Consider the following 15579-nt stretch of genomic DNA (forward strand, 5'->3'; position numbering starts at 1 on the left):
AAGCGCGGTCGCCGCAAGGCGGCTGTGGCCGGCGCTGCCGACGCGCCCGCGCAAGACCCGACCCCCGACGCCGCAGCCGACACGGCTGTGGCGGCTTCCGAATCCCCCGCATCGATCGCCGACGCGACGCCGTCCCCGGACGCGCCGAACGCCGCGGACATCGACGCCGACACGCCTCCCCAGGCTTCCCAGGCATGAGCACTCAACTCGACGACGCCGCCCAACTGGCGGCTCAACTGCTGGCGCGCCGCTGGCTGCCGCGCAACCAGCCGCTGGTGCGCCGCGCGCTGATCGACCAGGAACTCTGGCGCGCCGTCAACGAGCGCGTGGCCGCCGTCGGCCTGCGCGTGGTGGACAACGTCTACGCCGACCACATCACGCTGGCGATGCTGCGTCCGGCCGAGGTCGCCGTGTTCGGCGAGACCGGCCTGGCCTCCAACAACAACCTCGACCTGCCGCGCGACGGCGTCGCGCTGCTGGTGGTCGTGTGGTCGCTGATCGTGCTGCCCAAGCGCCAGCGCCAGCTCGCGCGCGCCGAGGAGGAGGCCGAGGGGCAGGGCGAGATGTTCTCCAAGGACAAGCCGCTGCCCAGCGCCGCGAGCAGCGCCCCGACGCTGTCCTACCGCAGCCTGCTGGCCGACTTCGGCAACCAGCTGGGCAAGAAGATGCGGCTGGATTCCAACCTCAAGCTGCTCGAGCGCCAGGGCTTCATCACCCGCAAGGGCGAGGACATCTGCGAAGGACCGCTGCTGGACCTGCTGCTCGACTACGACACGCTGGCGCCGCGCATCCTGGACGGGGCGCTGGCCGACGTGCTCGCGCGCAGCACCGACGGCGAAGCCGGTCCGATGCTCACCGCCATCCTGGCCGCCCGCCACAACGAAGAATCCGATCTGAGCGACGCCTGATGTTTCACCTGCAATCCCTGGAACTGCTGCACTGGGACTACTGCCGCCGCGTCTCGATGCCGCTGGACGGCAACATCATCACCATCGCCGGGCCCAACGGCTCGGGCAAGACGACGCTGCTCGACGCGATGCGCACGCTGCTGGGCCTGGAGTGCTCCGGCGGCCGGACCTACAAGACCTACGCCCGCCACGCCAACGCCGAGCACGCCTGGCTGCGCGCGCTGGTGGACAACCGGCCGCGCAACCGCCAGAACAGCAGCCGGCCGTTCGCGAGCTCGCTGCTGTATTCGGACCAGGTGACGCTGGCCTGCCGCATCTCGCGCCAGGGCGGCGACTGGGTGCGCCGCTACACGCTGGTCGACGGCGTGCAGGAGATCGAGGAGCTCGACACCAAGGCCGACAAGGACTGGCTGGGCATCGAGGCCTGGAAGAAGCGCCTGGAGGCCGCCGGCCTGACGCGCGCGATCGGTCGCGTGCTGGCGCTGGAGCAGGGCCAGACGGACCGTCTGTGCGAGCTCTCGTCCAAGGAGCTGCTGCGCCTGGTGTTCGAGGTCTTCGGCGACCAGGAAGTGCTGGACCGCTACGAGCTGGCGCGCAACCACCAGCAGCAGCTGCTCAAGGAGGTCGACCAGTCGACGCATGAGCTGTCGCACGCGCAGGCGCAGCTGTCGGACCTGGCCAACCGCGTCAACAGCTACCAGCAGTACCAGCTGCGGCTGAAGGAGCGCGAGCGGCTCGCGACCGAGGTCGTGCCGGTGCTGCAGTGGAGCGAGCAGCGCCAGCGCACCGCGCAGCAGCTGCGTGAGCTGCATCGCCAGCGGCTCTTCGCCCGCTCCGACGAGCGCGGCATCAGCGACAAGCGCGCGCATCTGCTGGCGCTGTTCAAGGCGCAGGAAGCGGCCAAGGACAAGCTGGCGGACCTGGAGACGCAGCGCAAGGAAGCGCGCCAGGCCTTCGAGGCCGCGCGCGACGGCGAACGCCCGATGGAGCAGCTCGCCAAGCGCGAGGAGGACCTGAAGGCGCTGGCCGCCGTCGAGACCGACGGCGCCGCGCTGACGGCCAAGCTCGAGGAGCTCGGCACGCGCCAGCACCAGCTGCGCGAGAGCTTCACGCGCCAGAACGACCAGCAGCGCAAGGCGCAGGCGGCGATGGACGAGCTGACCGGTCAGCGGCTGCCGCCGCCGCCGGTCGAGGTCACGCGCTTCCGCAAGGCGCTGGACGAGGCCGGCATCGCGCATCACGTGCTGGCCGACGCGATCGACATCGCCGACGACCAGTGGCGCGCCGCCGCCGAAGGTTTCCTGCGGCCGTCGCGCTGGGTGGTGGTGCTCGCGCATTCGAGCGACGAGGGCCAGGCCTACCGCCTCGCCTCGCGCGAGCGCTACCGGCACTACGTCGTCGCCGACGGCGAGTTCGCGCCGACGGTGAGCCCCAAGGACAGCCTGATGTCCGTGCTCAAGTTCAATGCGAAGGCGCCGGCCTGGCTGCTGCGCCAGCTGGCCTCGATCCGCTGCGTCGCGGACACCGACAAGGGCGCGCAGACCGGCGGCGAATGGATCACGCCGGAGGCCTACTACCGCGACGGCCGCGGCGGTCGCAGCCTGTGGGTCGAGCCGCGCGAGTACCAGTTCGGCGACTCCGCGCTGGACACGCGCCGGGCCTCGCTGGACAAGGAACTGACGCGCTACGACCTGGAGCTGTCCAAGCTCGCCAAGGAGCAGCTCGAGATCGAGCGCCAGCTGAAGGACGCGCAGCGCGCGGCGCAGGGCCACAAGGCGGCGCAGGAACTGGTGGAACGGTCCGAGGAATTCGCCGAGGCGCGCGCGCGCCTGCCGGGCCTGCGCCAGTCGCGGATCGAGGCGGCGACGCGCATGGGCGCGCTCGACCAGGAGCATGACCGCACGGTGGCGGCATCGACGCGCACCGAGCGCGACTACGAAGGCGCGCAGGCCAGCCTGAAGGCCAGCGAGGACAACGTCTCGCGCTCCGAGCGCGACTGGGCGACGCGGCGTGCCGACCTGATCGCGACGGCGAAGGCCTCGCACGAAGCCCGCGCGAAGTTCCCCGCGATCTGGCTGCATCCGATGCGGCTGAACGCGCTGCGCGACGAATTCGAGAACGCCAAGCAGGCGGAGATCGCGTCGCGCCACGTGCAGCAGGAGCTGGACACCGGCGTGTGGGAGACCGATCCCGGCGTGCAGGAACGCCATGCGCGGATGCAGATGGCCGTGCTGGAGCAGACCACGCAGCTGGATGACCGCCGCGCGAGCAACGAGATGGCGCGCATTGCCGCGTTCAACGCGCGCGAGCGCTACATCGACGTGCTGCGCGCGACCGTGCGGCGCTACCGGAAGAACGTGCAGGAGCTGGGCGAACTGGCCGGCGTGCATGCGCAGGCCGAGCTGCCGCACCTGGACAACGACGACACGGTGCTGGCGCAGGCGGGCCTGCACGTGAAGTTCAACTTCGACGGCAAGGGCGAAGTCGGCATGAACGACGGCGAGGCCTCGGGCGGGCAGCAGGTGCTCAAGAGCCTGATCCTGCTGGTCGGGCTGATGAAGGACGACGATGCGCCCGGCGGTTTCGTCTTCATCGACGAGCCCTTCGCGCATCTGGACGTGCGCAACATCCAGCTGGTCGGCCACTTCCTGAAGAGCACGCGGGCGCAGTACCTGCTGACGACGCCGATCACGCACAACGTCGAGGTCTTCGAGCCGTCGGAGATCACGCTGGTCACGAGCAAGAAGCCCCGCGGCGAGCGCTGGGCGCCGCCGATCGCGGTGCTGGCGCGCCGGCCCGAGAAGTCGATCTACGACTGATCCTCGACGCGGCCTCCTGGCCGTCCACCACCCATGAAAGCCGCGCCCATGCGCGGCTTTTCTCTTTGCGCAACGCGGGGTCGTGGCACCCCCATCGGAGGGCCGCCTTCAGGGCGAGACGCGATCAGGCAAGGACTGGCACTCAGGGCGCGTGTGATCGCAATGCGAGGACTGACGCACGATGAATGCCGTTTATCTGATCGAAGGCTTTCAACGTTGGATGCGCAAGCAGGCGTTGGAAAGAAGGCGACCTGTGCCGCGCCGTGGCTGAAATGGAACGCGGGCTCATCGATGCAAATCTCGGTAGTGGACTCGTGAAGAAGCGGATCGGACGATCCGGTGCTGGCAAGCGCGAGGGCTATCGCGTGATCGTCGCGAGGCATCCCGCAGGGCAATGGTTCTTCGTGGATGGATACGCGAAGAACCAGTTGGAGAACATCGAGCCAAAGGCATTCCGTGCCTTGCGCGAAGAAGGCGTCTGGCTCACGGGTCTGTCACAGCAGGAGTTGGCCGCGGCCGTCGGCCGTGGCCAGTTGAAGGAGATGACGTGTGATGAGGAAAAGGAAGTCCGCCATCGTTGAGCGTGTCCTTGCGACGGGCCGACTGTGGCACGCCGAGGGGCTGATCAGCGATGAGCGTCGTCGGTCCTGCGAGATCGTCTGCATGCCTGCGCCCATGCCGCTGGAGCCGGAGGAAGTGCGCGCCATCCGCGAGCGGGACCAGTTGGAACTGGCGGTCTTTGCGGACCTGATCAACACGACGCCGAAGCAGCTGCGTCGCTGGGAGCAGGGCTTCGGTCGCCCGCAGGGGCCGGCCCTGCGCCTGCTGCACCTGGTCCGGGAGCGCGGCGTGCACGCTGTTTTCCTGCCAGCGGAGCTGCAATGATCCTGTCGGCAGAAAGCCCGGGCATGCCCGGGCTTTCTTGCTGAAGGAGTGCGCGAGGCTTACTTCAAGCCGCCGCTCAGGAATGCCTTCAGGCGCTCGCTCTGCGGCTTGGCGAGCACCTCACGCGGATTGCCCTGTTCCTCCACGCGGCCCTGGTGCAGGAACATCGTGTGCGACGACACCTCGCGCGCGAAGCCCATCTCGTGGGTCACGACGATCATCGTGCGGCCTTCCGCCGCCAGGTCGCGCATCACCTTCAGCACTTCGCCGACCAGCTCCGGATCCAGCGCCGAGGTCGGCTCGTCGAAGAGCATCACCTCCGGCTCCACCGCCAGCGCGCGCGCGATCGCCACGCGCTGCGCCTCGCCGCCCGAGAGCTGCGCCGGATAGACGTCCTTGCGGTGCGACACGCCCACGCGGGCCAGCAGCGCCTCGGCCTTCTCGATGGCCTGCGCGCGGGGCTGCTTGAGCACGTGGATGGGCGCCTCGATGACGTTCTCCAGCACCGTGCGGTGACCCCACAGGTTGAAGTTCTGGAACACCATCGCCAGCCGCGCGCGCCAGCGCTGCAGTTGCGCCGCGTCGGCGGACTTGAGGCTGCCGTCGCGGTCGCGGACGAGCTTGAGTTCTTCCGTGCCCAGCTTCAGTGTGCCTTCGAAAGGCTGCTCCAGCAGGTTGATGCAGCGCAGGAAGGTGCTCTTGCCCGAGCCGCTGGATCCGATCAGCGTGATCACGTCGCCCGGCTTCGCCGCCAGGGACACGCCCTTGAGCACTTCGCGGTCGCCGTAGCGTTTGTGGAGGTTGTCGACAACAAGACTGGCCGCGGACATCAACGGGCTCCCAGGAGTTTTCCGGTGCGGGTCGCTTCGCGCCCCGCGACTTTCGCGACCCGCGCCCCGGCCGTGACCAGGCGCAGCGTGTCGCGTGCAAACAGCAGCCCGTCGGTGGGGCTTTTCAGATCGGTGACGACGGCGGTGATCGGATCGATGACCTGGGCGATCACGTCGCCTTCGCGCACCGTTTCGCCGACCTCGCGCAGGAAGGTCAGCACGCCGCCGACCGGCGAGGGGATCGGGATGGACCCCGCCAGCGGACGCGCATCGCCGACCGGCGCGGGCACCGGCGGCGTCGCGCCGTCCGGGGCGTCGGAGGCGATCACGCCGCGGTGGATCAGGAAGTCCACGATCGCCTGTGCGTCCTTGGCCGCCAGGTCGTGATGCACGTCCTGCTGGCCGCGCAGCTCGACCGTCACCGACAGGCAGGCCTGCGGGATCGGGAAGCGGTCGCCGAAGTGCTGCGCCCATTTCCGCCAGACCTGCGAGCAGGCCTCGTCGAAAGGGTTGTCGCCGGAGTCCGTCGCCAGCAGCGTCACGCCCGCGCCGAGGTAGGCGGCCAGCGGCTCGCACTGCGGCCAGCACGGCGTCTCGGTGTAGAGGTGCATCACCGCCTGCGCGTCGCAGTGCAGGTCCAGCACCACGTCGGCATCGCAGGCCATCAGCATCAGCGTCTTGCGCAGCGCCTTCAGCTCGGTGTCGGCGGAGGAGGCCTGCACCTCGGTCTTCAGCGCGGCGCGCAGCACCGCGACGTTGCGCGCCGGATCGGCGCCCAGGCGCGGCTCGGCGTGACGGGCGGCGGCCTCGATGTGCTCCGGATAGTGGCGGTTGAAGTTCTCGCCCGACAGGCCCTCGAAGCGGCCCAGGTGCGATTGCAGCCACCATTGCGAGAGCCCGATCGGATTGGCCATCGGCACCAGGATCACCTCGCCGCGCAGGCGGCCGGCGGCCTCCAGCGCGTCGAAGTGGCGGCGCAGGTGCCAGGCGGTGAGCATGCCGGGCAGTTCGTCGGCGTGCAGCGAGGCCTGGATGTAGACCTTCTGGCCCTGGCCGGGCTGGCCGTAGTGCAGCGAGACGAGCTCGCGCTGCGTGCCCGGCGTGGGGCTCGGGAGCGGGTGTTGTCGGAGTTGCATGGGAGTGTCCGGTTCGGCGCCGCGCGAGCGCGGCGGCGGGGAAGCTTCAGTGTGGCCTCAGCGGGGCATTAGCGGGGCATCAGCGGCTTGAGCCAACGCTTCTCCGCCTGGTGGAAGAGCCCGACCAGCACCAGCGTCATCGTGAAGTAGAAGATCGCGGCGGTGATGAAGGCTTCGAAGGGGATGTAGTAGGTGGCGTTGACGTCGCGGGCGATGCCGGTGATGTCCATGATGGTCACGACGCTGGCCAGCGCCGTGCCGTGCAGCATGAAGATGACCTCGTTGCTGTAGGCCGGCAACGCGCGGCGCAGCGCGTGCGGCAGCACGATGCGGCGCAGCATGACCCAGCGGGTCATGCCCAGCGATTTCGCGGCCTCGACCTCGCCGTGCGGCAGCGAGCGGATCGAGCCGGCGATGATCTCCGTCGTGTAGGCGCCGGTATTCAGCACGAAGGTCAGGCAGGCGCAGAACCAGGCCGAGCTGAACAGCGGCCACAGCGAACTCTGCTGCATCCATTCGAACTGGCCCAGGCCGTAGTAGATGAGGAAGAGCTGCACCAGCATCGGCGTGCCGCGGAAGACGTAGGTGTAGGCCCAGACGGTCCGCGACAGCCACTTGATCGGCAGCGTGCGCAGCACGGCGAGCGGGATGGCCAGGGCCAGGCCGATCAGCAGCGAGGCGATCAGCAGCTCCAGGGTGATGAGCGCGCCCTCGAAGTAGCGCGGCAGGTTCTCGACGATGGCGTCCAGGTTCATGGGGGATCGTGATTACAGCGAGTGGCGACGCACACCGACGGACAGGCGCTTCTGCAGCTGGTCGAAGACCAGCTCGGACACGGACGTGAAGAGCAGATAGATGATCGCCACGGCCAGGTAGAAGACGAAGGGCTCGCGGGTGCCGGCGGCGGCCTGCGAGCCGCGCATCATCAGGTCGTGCAGCCCGATGACCGACACGATGGCGGTGCTCTTGATCAGGACCAGCCAGTTGTTGGACAGCCCCGGCAGCGCATGCCGGAACATCTGCGGCAAGGTGATGCGCCACGCGACCTGCGCGGGGCTCATGCCGAAGGCCAGGCCCGCCTCGCGCTGCCCCGGCGGGACGGCCAGGAAGGCGCCGCGGAAGGCTTCGGTCAGGTAGGCGCCGAAGATGAACGCGATGGTCACCACGCCGGCGATGAAGGGGTTGATGTCGATGTACTCGTCGTGCCCCAGCGCCGCCGCGATGGCGTTCACAGCGACCTGTCCGCCGAAGAAGATCAGCAGCATCAGCACCAGGTCGGGCACGCCGCGGATCAGCGTGGTGTAGAGCGTCGCGATGCCTTTGGCGAAGCGGAACTTCGACAGCTTGGCCATCGCGCCGATCAGCCCCAGCGCCATGGCCAGCGCCATCGAGCTGAGGGCCACGCCCAGGGTCAGGACAGCGCCCTCGAGCAGGCTGGGCAGATAACCGTGCAGGAACATTCGACGGACCTTGTTTGTTCTGAAGGGAAGAGGCCCGGTGTTGCCGGGCCTCTGGGATCACTCGATCACTTGGCCGTCTTGCCCGAGATGTCGTACTCGAAGTACTTGTCGTTGAGCTTCTTGAAGGTGCCGTTGGCCTTCACCGCCGCGATGGCGTCGTTGAACTTCTTGCCCAGCGTCTTCTCGTCCGCCTTGCGCAGGCCCACGCCGCTGCCGGTGCCGAAGTACTTGACGTCGTCGTAGCTCGGGCCCACGAACGCGTAGCCCTTGCCGGCCGGCGTCTTCAGGAAGCCCATGTCGGCGGCGACCAGGTCGGCCAGCGTCAGGTCCACGCGGCCCGACTTCAGGTCCAGGAAGGCCTGGTCCTGCGTCGCGTAGCGGACGATCTCGCTCTGCTTGAAGGTGTCGGCGGCGAACTTCTCATGGATGGTCGCGCGCTGCACGCCGATCTTCTTGCCCTTCAGGCCGGCGGGCGAGAAGTCGAACTTCGCGTCGGCCTTGGCGGTGAAGCGGGCCGGGGTGTTGTAGTACGGGTTGGAGAAGGCGATGACCTTCTTGCGCTCGTCGGTGATGGACACCGACGCGATGATCGCGTCCACCTTGCGCGCCTGCAGCGCGGGGATCAGGCCGTCGAAGTCCTGCTGCACCAGCGTGCACTCGGCCTTGAGCTCGGCGCACAGCGCCAGGGCCAGGTCGATCTCGAAGCCCTTGAGCTTGCCGTCCGCGCCGACTTCGGAGAACGGGGGGTAGGCGCCCTCGACGCCGATGCGGATCTTCTTCCAGTCAGGGGCCTGGGCGTGCGCGGCGCCGGCGGTGGCCAGCAGGGCGCAGGCCGCCAGGGCGGCGCGGGCGATCAGTTGTCGTCGTTGCATGAAGGCTCCTTGTGAGATTGAGCAGGAAACGGGAAAGCGCGTGTGTGGCAAACGCGTCGAATGGACATCCGGTGACGACCTCGGGCGGTTCGAGCCCGCCTTGATTCAGAGATCGGAGAGGTCGTCCGGACTGGGGGGCATTGTTGCAATGCCGCACGGGCGGCGGCCATCAGGGTTAAGGAGAGTGCAAAAACGTGTGAACCGCCTGGACGGTGGACGCGGGGTCCTCCTCCTGGGGGACATGCCCTGATTCGGGGAAGATCTGCACGGTGCTGTGCGCGATGCCCTGATGGAAGCGTTCGGCGGCCACGGGCGGGATCAGGCGGTCCTTGCCGCCCCACAGGATCAGCGTCGGAGCCTGGATGCGCGCCAGCAGGTCGGCGTGCCGGCCGGGCGCGCGCTGGGCCAGGCGTTGTGCCAATGCCGCGCGGTTGCCCTCGCGCAGCGTCAGTTCGAAGTAACGGTCCACCAGGGCGGCGGTGACCTTGGACGGGTCGCCATAGAGCTCGCGCAGGCTGCGGTCCACGAAGGGCCGCGGGAGGAACACGCCGGCCAGCCACTGCAGCACGCGTGAATCCGGGACGCGGAAGGCGTCCGGCATCAGTTCGCTGCGCACATCGAGGCCGTCGGCGTCGACCAGCACGAGCGCGGCGACCTGCTCCGGATGCCGTGCCGCGTATAACCACGCCAACTCGCCGCCCATCGAATTGCCGCCGAGGACCATGCGGTCAATCTGCAACTGTCGGAAGAACGACAACAGGAACGAGTCATAGGCATCGCTGCCGTAATCGCCTAGGGGAGAGGGGCCGGTGAGTCCGAAGCCGGGCAGGTCGAGCGTGATCACGCGGCGCGTCGCGCTGAGCGACTTCACCCAGCCCTCCCAGGTGTGCAGGCTGGCGCCGGCGCCGTGCAGCAGCACGATCGGCGTGATGTCGGTCCTGGGGCCCTCGTCGCGGAAGTGGACCAACTGCGTCTGGCCGCCGGACAGCTTCAATTCCAGGAAGTCCGACGGCGGCGGGCCCCAGCGCGCGACCAGACTCTCCAACGGCCGGTCCGGCGCGCGGAAAGCCATCGCGAGCAGGGCCGACGCCAGCACGGCGAACCCCAGCAGCTTCATCAGCCGGGCACCGAGGGTGGGACGCTCGGTCATGCGCTCGATCATTCGATGACGGAGTCGGGCGACGGGGCCAGTTCAGGGTCGACGGCGCGGCGCTCGTCGAAGACGAAGCAGTCGCCGTGGTAGTGCGTGTTGCCGACTTCCTCGAAGTACTTGAGGATGCCGCCCTCGAGCTGGTAGACCTTCGCGTCCAGGCCGTGGCGGACGGCCTCCTGGTCGAGGTAGAGCGCGGCCTTCTCGCAGCGGATGCCGCCGGTGCAGTAGCTGACGACGGTCTTGCCCGCGAGCTCGTTCCGGTGGGCCTGGAAGGCGTCGGGGAACTCGCTGAACTTGGTGATGCGCCAGTCGATCGCGCCGTCGAAGGCGCCGACGTCGACCTCGAAACCGTTGCGCGTGTCGAGCGTGACGACCGGGCGGCCCTCGTCGTCGTGCCCCTGGTCGAGCCAGCGCTTCAAGGTGCCGGCCGGCAGCGCGGGCGCGCGCGGCGCCTGGTCCGGACGGATCGTCGGGTGGTTCATCCGGATGATCTCCGGCTTCACCTTCACCAGCAGCTTGCGGAACGGGACCTCGTCGCTCCAGCTCTCCTTGGGCGCCAGCGCGGCGAAGCGCCGGTCCTCGCGCAAGGCAGCCACCCAGGCGTTCACTGCGTCCGGCGCGCCGGCCAGGAAGAGGTTGATGCCTTCCTCCGCGATCAGTACCGTGCCCTTCAGGCCCAGCGCCTGCGCATGCGCGTGCAGGCTGTCCCGCAACACCTCCGGCGCATCGATGGCGACGAACTGGTAGCAGGAGATGTTGAGGACGGAATGGGAGGCGGAATCGGTCGGGACTGCAGTGTTCATGCCGATGCGGGGGCGTGTGGCCGCGCAGGGTCAGGAAAACGCAAGATTGTAGGTTCTCACCGCTTGGCTTCGGGGGACTTGGGTTCGCTGAGCTTCACGTCCGGCGCAGGCGCCGGCTTGATGCGCACCGGCACGGAGGCACTGCACAGGTCCGTGTAGCCAGGGCTGTGGACGAACCAGCCGCCGCGATTGCGTCGCGCATTCAGCAGCTCGCTCCAGGTCGGCGTGTCGGTGCGCAGCACCTGCAGTGCAGGACGCTGCTCGGCCGGCAGCGCCGAGGCCAGCGAGACACGCTCGATGCCGAGCCGCTGCTCCGGCTTGTCGTAGAAGCCCATCGCCGCGCCACCGCGCGGCAGCGCCGACAGGAACTCCATGCCCTTGAGCACGCGACCGACGACCGTGATGTTGAGGTCCAGCCCGCGCGGCGCATGGCCGATCACGGCATACAGCTCCGCGCCGGTGCTGGAGTCCTTCGCGTTGCCGCGACCGGCGCCGACCGTGCCGTAGCAATGCGCCAGCCAGGCCTGGCCCGTCTTCGGATCCGCGGCGGCCGGGAAACCGTCCACCTGGCCGGCGCGCGGCGCCCAGCCTTCGACATCGGGCAGCACCGTCATCGGCACGCCCTTCAGGGGGATCGAGAACTCCGCCGGGAGGTGGGACTTGGCGCCGGCGGGGAAGGGCTTGCCCTTGCCCTTCAGGCCGGTGTCTTCGTCGTCCGCATTGGGGTCACCCCATTGGGTGACGAAGTTGTCCTGGACGCGCACGATCGCCAGACCGTCGTAATAGCCGCCGCGGGCCAGCGCGCGGATGTTGTCGACGTGCGCAGGCGCGAAACGCGGCGCCAGTTCGATGAAGACCTGACCCTGCGGCAGCGCCATCACCAGCAGGTTGTCCGGATCGACGTCGCGCCAAACGGCGGCCGGCGCGGTGGCGAGGATGTCGGCGCTGCTGCGCGGCGGCTGGGCGGGCTTCTTGACCGCTGCCGCAGGCTTGGCGGCCTTCTCCGCGGGCTCGGCCGCATTCGCGATCATCGGCGCGCACAGCGCCAGGGCCGCCAGCAGGGGCAGGTGTTTCCTCATCGTCATCCGGGCGCTCCGCGAGAGTGTTCGATGGAGGGCGAGCATAGCCTTCTTACAATCGCCCGATGGCTTTCGTTCATCTCCGCTCCCACACCGAGTTCTCCGTCGTCGACGGCACGCTGCGCATCGACGACGCCGCCGCGGCGGCCGCCAAGGACGGCCAGGTCGCCCTGGGCCTGACCGACCTCGCGAACATGTTCGGCGGGGTGAAGTTCTACAACGCCTGCCGCAAGAAGGGCGTGAAGCCGATCCTGGGCGTGGAGGCCTGGCTGGAGCCGGAAGCGGTGGACCGCCCGCCGTCGCGGGTGCTGCTGCTGGTGCAGGACATCCAGGGTTACCTGAACCTGAGCGAGCTGCTGTCGCGCGCCTGGATCCAGAACGTGCAGCGCAACCAGGCGCTGCTGAAGCTGGAGTGGATGCAGGAGCTCAACGCCGGCCTGATCTGCCTGGGCGGGATGCAGTTCGGCCCGGTCGGCCAGGCGCTGATCGCCGGCGACGAGGCGCGCGCGCTGGACGTGGCCCAGCGCCTGGCCGCGATCTATCCGAACCGCTTCTATATCGAGCTGCAACGCGCCGGCCTGCCGGGCCAGGAAGCGCTGCTGCGCCAGCTGGTGCCGCTGGCCGCGAAAGCGGGTCTGCCGGTGGTGGCGACGCATCCGATCCAGTTCCTGGAAGAAGACGACTTCGAAGCCCACGAGGCGCGTGTCTGCGTGGCCGACGGCGAGACGCTGGCCAATCCGAAGCGGGTCAAGCGTTTCCTGCCCAGCCAGCATTTCAAGAGCCAGGCCGAGATGGAGGCGCTGTTCGCCGACATCCCGAGCGCGATCGCCAACACGGTGGAGATCGCCAAGCGCTGCAGCCTGACGCTGGTGCTGGGCAAGCCGCAGCTGCCGAACTTCCCGACGCCCATCCAGGCCGACGGCACGCCGATGCCGATGGAGCAGTACTTCCGCATGCTCTCGCACGAGGGCCTGGAGGACCGGCTGCAGCTGCTGTATCCCGATCCCGCGAAGCGCGAGGCGGTGCGCCAGCGCTATGTGGACCGGCTGGAGTTCGAGCTCGAGACCATCATCAAGATGGGCTTCCCCGGCTACTTCCTCATCGTGGGTGACTTCATCCGCTGGGCGAAGAACAACGGCTGCCCGGTGGGCCCGGGACGGGGCTCGGGCGCGGGCTCGCTGGTCGCCTACGTGCTGCTGATCACCGACCTGGACCCGCTGCAGTACAACCTGCTGTTCGAGCGCTTCCTGAACCCGGAACGGGTCTCGATGCCCGACTTCGACATCGACTTCTGCCAGGGCAACCGCGACCGCGTCATCGAGTACGTCAAGGACAAGTACGGCCGCCCGGCGGTGAGCCAGATCGCGACCTTCGGCACGATGGCGGCCAAGGGCGCGCTGCGCGACATCGGGCGCGTGCTGGGCATGGGTTTCGGCCACGTGGATTCGATCGCCAAGCTGGTGCCGGCGCCTCCGGGCAAGACGGTGACGCTGGCCAAGCTGCCGCCGGGCTTCGATCCGGACAAGGCCAAGATGGTCTACGCGCGCCACGAGTCGCCCGAGATCGAGGAACGCGAGGCGCAGGACGAGGAAGTCGCCGGCCTGCTGGAGATGGCGGCGCGCGTGGAAGGCACGGTGCGCTCGATCGGCATGCACGCCGGCGGCGTGCTGATCGCGCCGGGCAAGATCACCGACTTCTGCCCGCAGTACCAGCAGCCGGGCTCGACCTCGGCGGTGAGCCAGTACGACAAGGACGACGTCGAGGCCATCGGCCTGGTGAAGTTCGACTTCCTGGGCCTGGCGACGCTGACCATCCTGGAGCTGGCCAAGGATTTCATCGTCGGCCGGTATCCCGAGGCCGCCGACTTCGCGTTCGAGACCATCCCGCTGGACGACAAGCGGACCTACAAGCTGTTCTCCGACGGTCTGACGGAGTCGGTGTTCCAGTTCGAATCGAGCGGCATGCAGCGCATGCTGAAGGACGCGAAGCCGTCGCGCCTGGAAGACCTGATCGCGCTGAACGCGCTGTACCGCCCGGGTCCGATGGACCTGATCCCCAGCTTCGTCGCGCGCAAGCACGGCAAGGAGACGGTGGTGTACCCGCACCCGCTGGTGGAGCCGGTGCTGTCCGAGACCTACGGGATCATGGTCTACCAGGAGCAGGTGATGCAGACCGCCCAGGTGCTGGGCGGCTACTCGCTGGGCGGCGCGGACATGCTGCGCCGGGCGATGGGCAAGAAGAAGGCCGAAGAGATGGCCATGCACCGCGACCTGTTCCGGAAAGGCGCGGCGGAGAAGGGCATCGACCAGGACAAGGCCGACGAGGTCTTCGACCTGATGGAGAAGTTCGCGGGCTACGGCTTCAACAAGTCGCATGCGGCCGCGTACTCGCTCCTGGCGTATCACACCGGTTGGCTGAAGGTGCATTACACGGCGGAGTTCTTCGCCGCGAACATGACCATCGAATCGGACGACACCGACAAGCTCAAGGTGTTGATGAACGATGCCAAGCTGTTCGGCATCGAGTTCGAGCCGCCCAACATCAACCTGGGCGTCGGCCGTTTCGAGCCCATGGCCGCGGATGAAGGCACGTCGAAGACGGTGGCCAAGGAAGGCAAGGCCGGCACCACGCCGCGTGCGCGCAAGATCAACTACAGCCTGGGCGCGATCAAGGGCACGGGCGCGGGCGCGATCGAGGCGATCGTGCGCGCGCGCACCGAGGGCGGTCCGTTCACGAGCTTCTTCGACTTCTGCGCGCGCGTGGACCGCAAGGCGGTCAACAAGCGCGTGGTGGAGGCGCTGATCAAGGCGGGCGCCTTCGACGCGCTGCATGCGAACCGCGCGCGGCTGCTGGCCAGCGTCGCGCTGGGCTACACCTACGCGGACAACCTGGCGCAGAACGTCAACCAGGGCGGCCTGTTCGACTTCGACGGCGGGCACGGCTCGTCGACGGCGGAGCCGGACTTCGTCGAGGTGCCCGAGTGGGGCATCAAGGAACGGCTGAGCCTGGAGAAGACGGCGATCGGCTTCTACCTGTCGGGTCACCTGTTCGACCAGGCGGAGACGGAGCTGCGCCGGATGGTCAAGCGCCGGATCGTGGACCTGCAGGACAGCCGCGAGCCGACGACGGTGGCGGGCATCGTGTCGGACATGCGGGTGATCAACGGCTCGCGCGGCCGGGTGGCGATCTTCAAGATCGACGACAAGACCCATGCGATCGAGGCGGTGGCCAACGAGGAGATGCTCAACGCCAACAAGGAGCTGCTGGCGGAGGACGAGCTGATCATCGCGGTGGGCAAGGTGCAGAACGACCGTTTCTCGGGCGGGCTGCGGATGAACGTGCAGCAGGTGTTCGGGCTGGCGGCGGCGCGGGCGCGCTTCGGGCGCTACCTGCGCACGGCGCCCAACCTGCCGGCGGCCACGGTGCTGGAGCTGGTCAAGAGCTGGCCGGCCAAGCGCGTGGAGACGGAGCAGGGCGTGCTCAGCCAGGGGCTGGAGCTGCGCATCCCGATCAAGCGCAACGGCGCGATCGCGGAACTGGGCCTGGGCGGCGCGGGTAAGTTCTGGCCCAGCGACGAGGCGCTGGAGCAGCTCAAGCCGGCGGAGATCGTGTACGACGCGGGCGGGTGATATAG

Annotated in this window: 12 protein-coding genes and 2 pseudogenes; 6 read left to right on the top strand and 8 right to left on the bottom strand. The window is 68.5% G+C overall.

Going from position 1 to position 15579, the window contains the following annotated elements; genetic code table 11:
- The 5 genes and pseudogenes from VF536_RS08680 to VF536_RS08700 all read left to right on the top strand — a co-directional run.
- Positions 1 to 198: pseudogene (locus tag VF536_RS08680) on the top strand (ammonia channel protein); the annotation flags it as partial.
- A complete protein-coding gene (locus VF536_RS08685) occupies positions 195 to 908 on the top strand; it encodes a hypothetical protein (RefSeq protein WP_331614427.1) in 714 nt (237 codons plus the stop codon). The pseudogene VF536_RS08680 and the gene VF536_RS08685, both read left to right, overlap by 4 nt.
- On the top strand, positions 908 to 3727 hold the full coding sequence (locus VF536_RS08690) for an ATP-binding protein (RefSeq protein WP_331614429.1): 2820 nt from the start codon (positions 908 to 910) through the stop codon (positions 3725 to 3727). The genes VF536_RS08685 and VF536_RS08690 overlap by 1 nt, the downstream gene beginning before the upstream one ends.
- A gap of 239 nt (positions 3728 to 3966) precedes the next feature.
- Positions 3967 to 4308 (top strand): annotated as a pseudogene (locus VF536_RS08695) (type II toxin-antitoxin system RelE/ParE family toxin); the annotation flags it as partial.
- 82 nt (positions 4309 to 4390) lie between these two features.
- Complete coding sequence (locus VF536_RS08700) at positions 4391 to 4612, top strand: hypothetical protein (RefSeq protein ID WP_331614430.1); 222 nt, start codon at positions 4391 to 4393, stop codon at positions 4610 to 4612.
- A gap of 59 nt (positions 4613 to 4671) precedes the next feature.
- Here the strand turns inward: VF536_RS08700 and VF536_RS08705 are convergent, their stop codons facing one another.
- The 8 genes from VF536_RS08705 to VF536_RS08740 form a co-directional block, all read right to left on the bottom strand.
- The gene (locus VF536_RS08705) at positions 4672 to 5442 is read right to left on the bottom strand and encodes an ABC transporter ATP-binding protein (protein ID WP_331614431.1); all 771 of its coding nucleotides are present in this window, start codon (positions 5440 to 5442) and stop codon (positions 4672 to 4674) included.
- Positions 5442 to 6578 carry a succinylglutamate desuccinylase/aspartoacylase family protein gene (locus tag VF536_RS08710; RefSeq protein WP_331614432.1) on the bottom strand — a complete coding sequence of 379 codons (1137 nt, stop codon included), beginning with the start codon at positions 6576 to 6578 and terminating at the stop codon, positions 5442 to 5444. Before VF536_RS08710 ends, VF536_RS08705 begins: the two co-directional genes overlap by 1 nt.
- Before the next feature lie 68 nt (positions 6579 to 6646).
- Positions 6647 to 7333, bottom strand: coding sequence for an ABC transporter permease (locus VF536_RS08715; RefSeq protein ID WP_331614433.1), 687 nt, complete (start codon positions 7331 to 7333; stop codon positions 6647 to 6649).
- Between the two features lie 12 nt (positions 7334 to 7345).
- The gene (locus VF536_RS08720; RefSeq protein WP_331614434.1) at positions 7346 to 8038 is read right to left on the bottom strand and encodes an ABC transporter permease; all 693 of its coding nucleotides are present in this window, start codon (positions 8036 to 8038) and stop codon (positions 7346 to 7348) included.
- 65 nt (positions 8039 to 8103) lie between these two features.
- Positions 8104 to 8910, bottom strand: coding sequence for an ABC transporter substrate-binding protein (locus VF536_RS08725; protein ID WP_088403837.1), 807 nt, complete (start codon positions 8908 to 8910; stop codon positions 8104 to 8106).
- A 175-nt stretch (positions 8911 to 9085) separates the two neighbouring features.
- Positions 9086 to 10060 carry an alpha/beta hydrolase gene (locus VF536_RS08730; RefSeq protein ID WP_331614435.1) on the bottom strand — a complete coding sequence of 325 codons (975 nt, stop codon included), beginning with the start codon at positions 10058 to 10060 and terminating at the stop codon, positions 9086 to 9088.
- 8 nt (positions 10061 to 10068) lie between these two features.
- Complete coding sequence (locus VF536_RS08735; protein WP_331614436.1) at positions 10069 to 10866, bottom strand: sulfurtransferase; 798 nt, start codon at positions 10864 to 10866, stop codon at positions 10069 to 10071.
- 56 nt (positions 10867 to 10922) lie between these two features.
- A complete protein-coding gene (locus tag VF536_RS08740; protein ID WP_331614437.1) occupies positions 10923 to 11951 on the bottom strand; it encodes a peptidylprolyl isomerase in 1029 nt (342 codons plus the stop codon).
- 59 nt (positions 11952 to 12010) lie between these two features.
- Here VF536_RS08740 and dnaE point away from each other — a divergent pair, with 59 nt between their 5' ends.
- Positions 12011 to 15574, top strand: coding sequence for a DNA polymerase III subunit alpha (gene dnaE / locus VF536_RS08745; protein WP_331614438.1), 3564 nt, complete (start codon positions 12011 to 12013; stop codon positions 15572 to 15574).
- The last annotated feature ends 5 nt before the right edge of the window (positions 15575 to 15579 follow it).

It is taken from the genome of Roseateles sp. (assembly GCF_036486225.1).
Classification (GTDB): domain Bacteria; phylum Pseudomonadota; class Gammaproteobacteria; order Burkholderiales; family Burkholderiaceae_C; genus Roseateles.

Excerpts from the sequence above, each read along its gene's own strand:
- VF536_RS08685 (WP_331614427.1), top strand. The coding sequence starts at position 195 with ATGAGCACTCAACTCGACGACGCCGCCCAACTGGCGGCTCAACTGCTG.
- VF536_RS08690 (WP_331614429.1), top strand. The coding sequence starts at position 908 with ATGTTTCACCTGCAATCCCTGGAACTGCTGCACTGGGACTACTGCCGC.
- VF536_RS08700 (WP_331614430.1), top strand. The coding sequence starts at position 4,391 with ATGCCTGCGCCCATGCCGCTGGAGCCGGAGGAAGTGCGCGCCATCCGC.
- VF536_RS08705 (WP_331614431.1), bottom strand. The coding sequence starts at position 5,442 with ATGTCCGCGGCCAGTCTTGTTGTCGACAACCTCCACAAACGCTACGGC.
- VF536_RS08710 (WP_331614432.1), bottom strand. The coding sequence starts at position 6,578 with ATGCAACTCCGACAACACCCGCTCCCGAGCCCCACGCCGGGCACGCAG.
- VF536_RS08715 (WP_331614433.1), bottom strand. The coding sequence starts at position 7,333 with ATGAACCTGGACGCCATCGTCGAGAACCTGCCGCGCTACTTCGAGGGC.
- VF536_RS08720 (WP_331614434.1), bottom strand. The coding sequence starts at position 8,038 with ATGTTCCTGCACGGTTATCTGCCCAGCCTGCTCGAGGGCGCTGTCCTG.
- VF536_RS08725 (WP_088403837.1), bottom strand. The coding sequence starts at position 8,910 with ATGCAACGACGACAACTGATCGCCCGCGCCGCCCTGGCGGCCTGCGCC.
- VF536_RS08730 (WP_331614435.1), bottom strand. The coding sequence starts at position 10,060 with ATGACCGAGCGTCCCACCCTCGGTGCCCGGCTGATGAAGCTGCTGGGG.
- VF536_RS08735 (WP_331614436.1), bottom strand. The coding sequence starts at position 10,866 with ATGAACACTGCAGTCCCGACCGATTCCGCCTCCCATTCCGTCCTCAAC.
- VF536_RS08740 (WP_331614437.1), bottom strand. The coding sequence starts at position 11,951 with ATGACGATGAGGAAACACCTGCCCCTGCTGGCGGCCCTGGCGCTGTGC.
- dnaE (WP_331614438.1), top strand. The coding sequence starts at position 12,011 with ATGGCTTTCGTTCATCTCCGCTCCCACACCGAGTTCTCCGTCGTCGAC.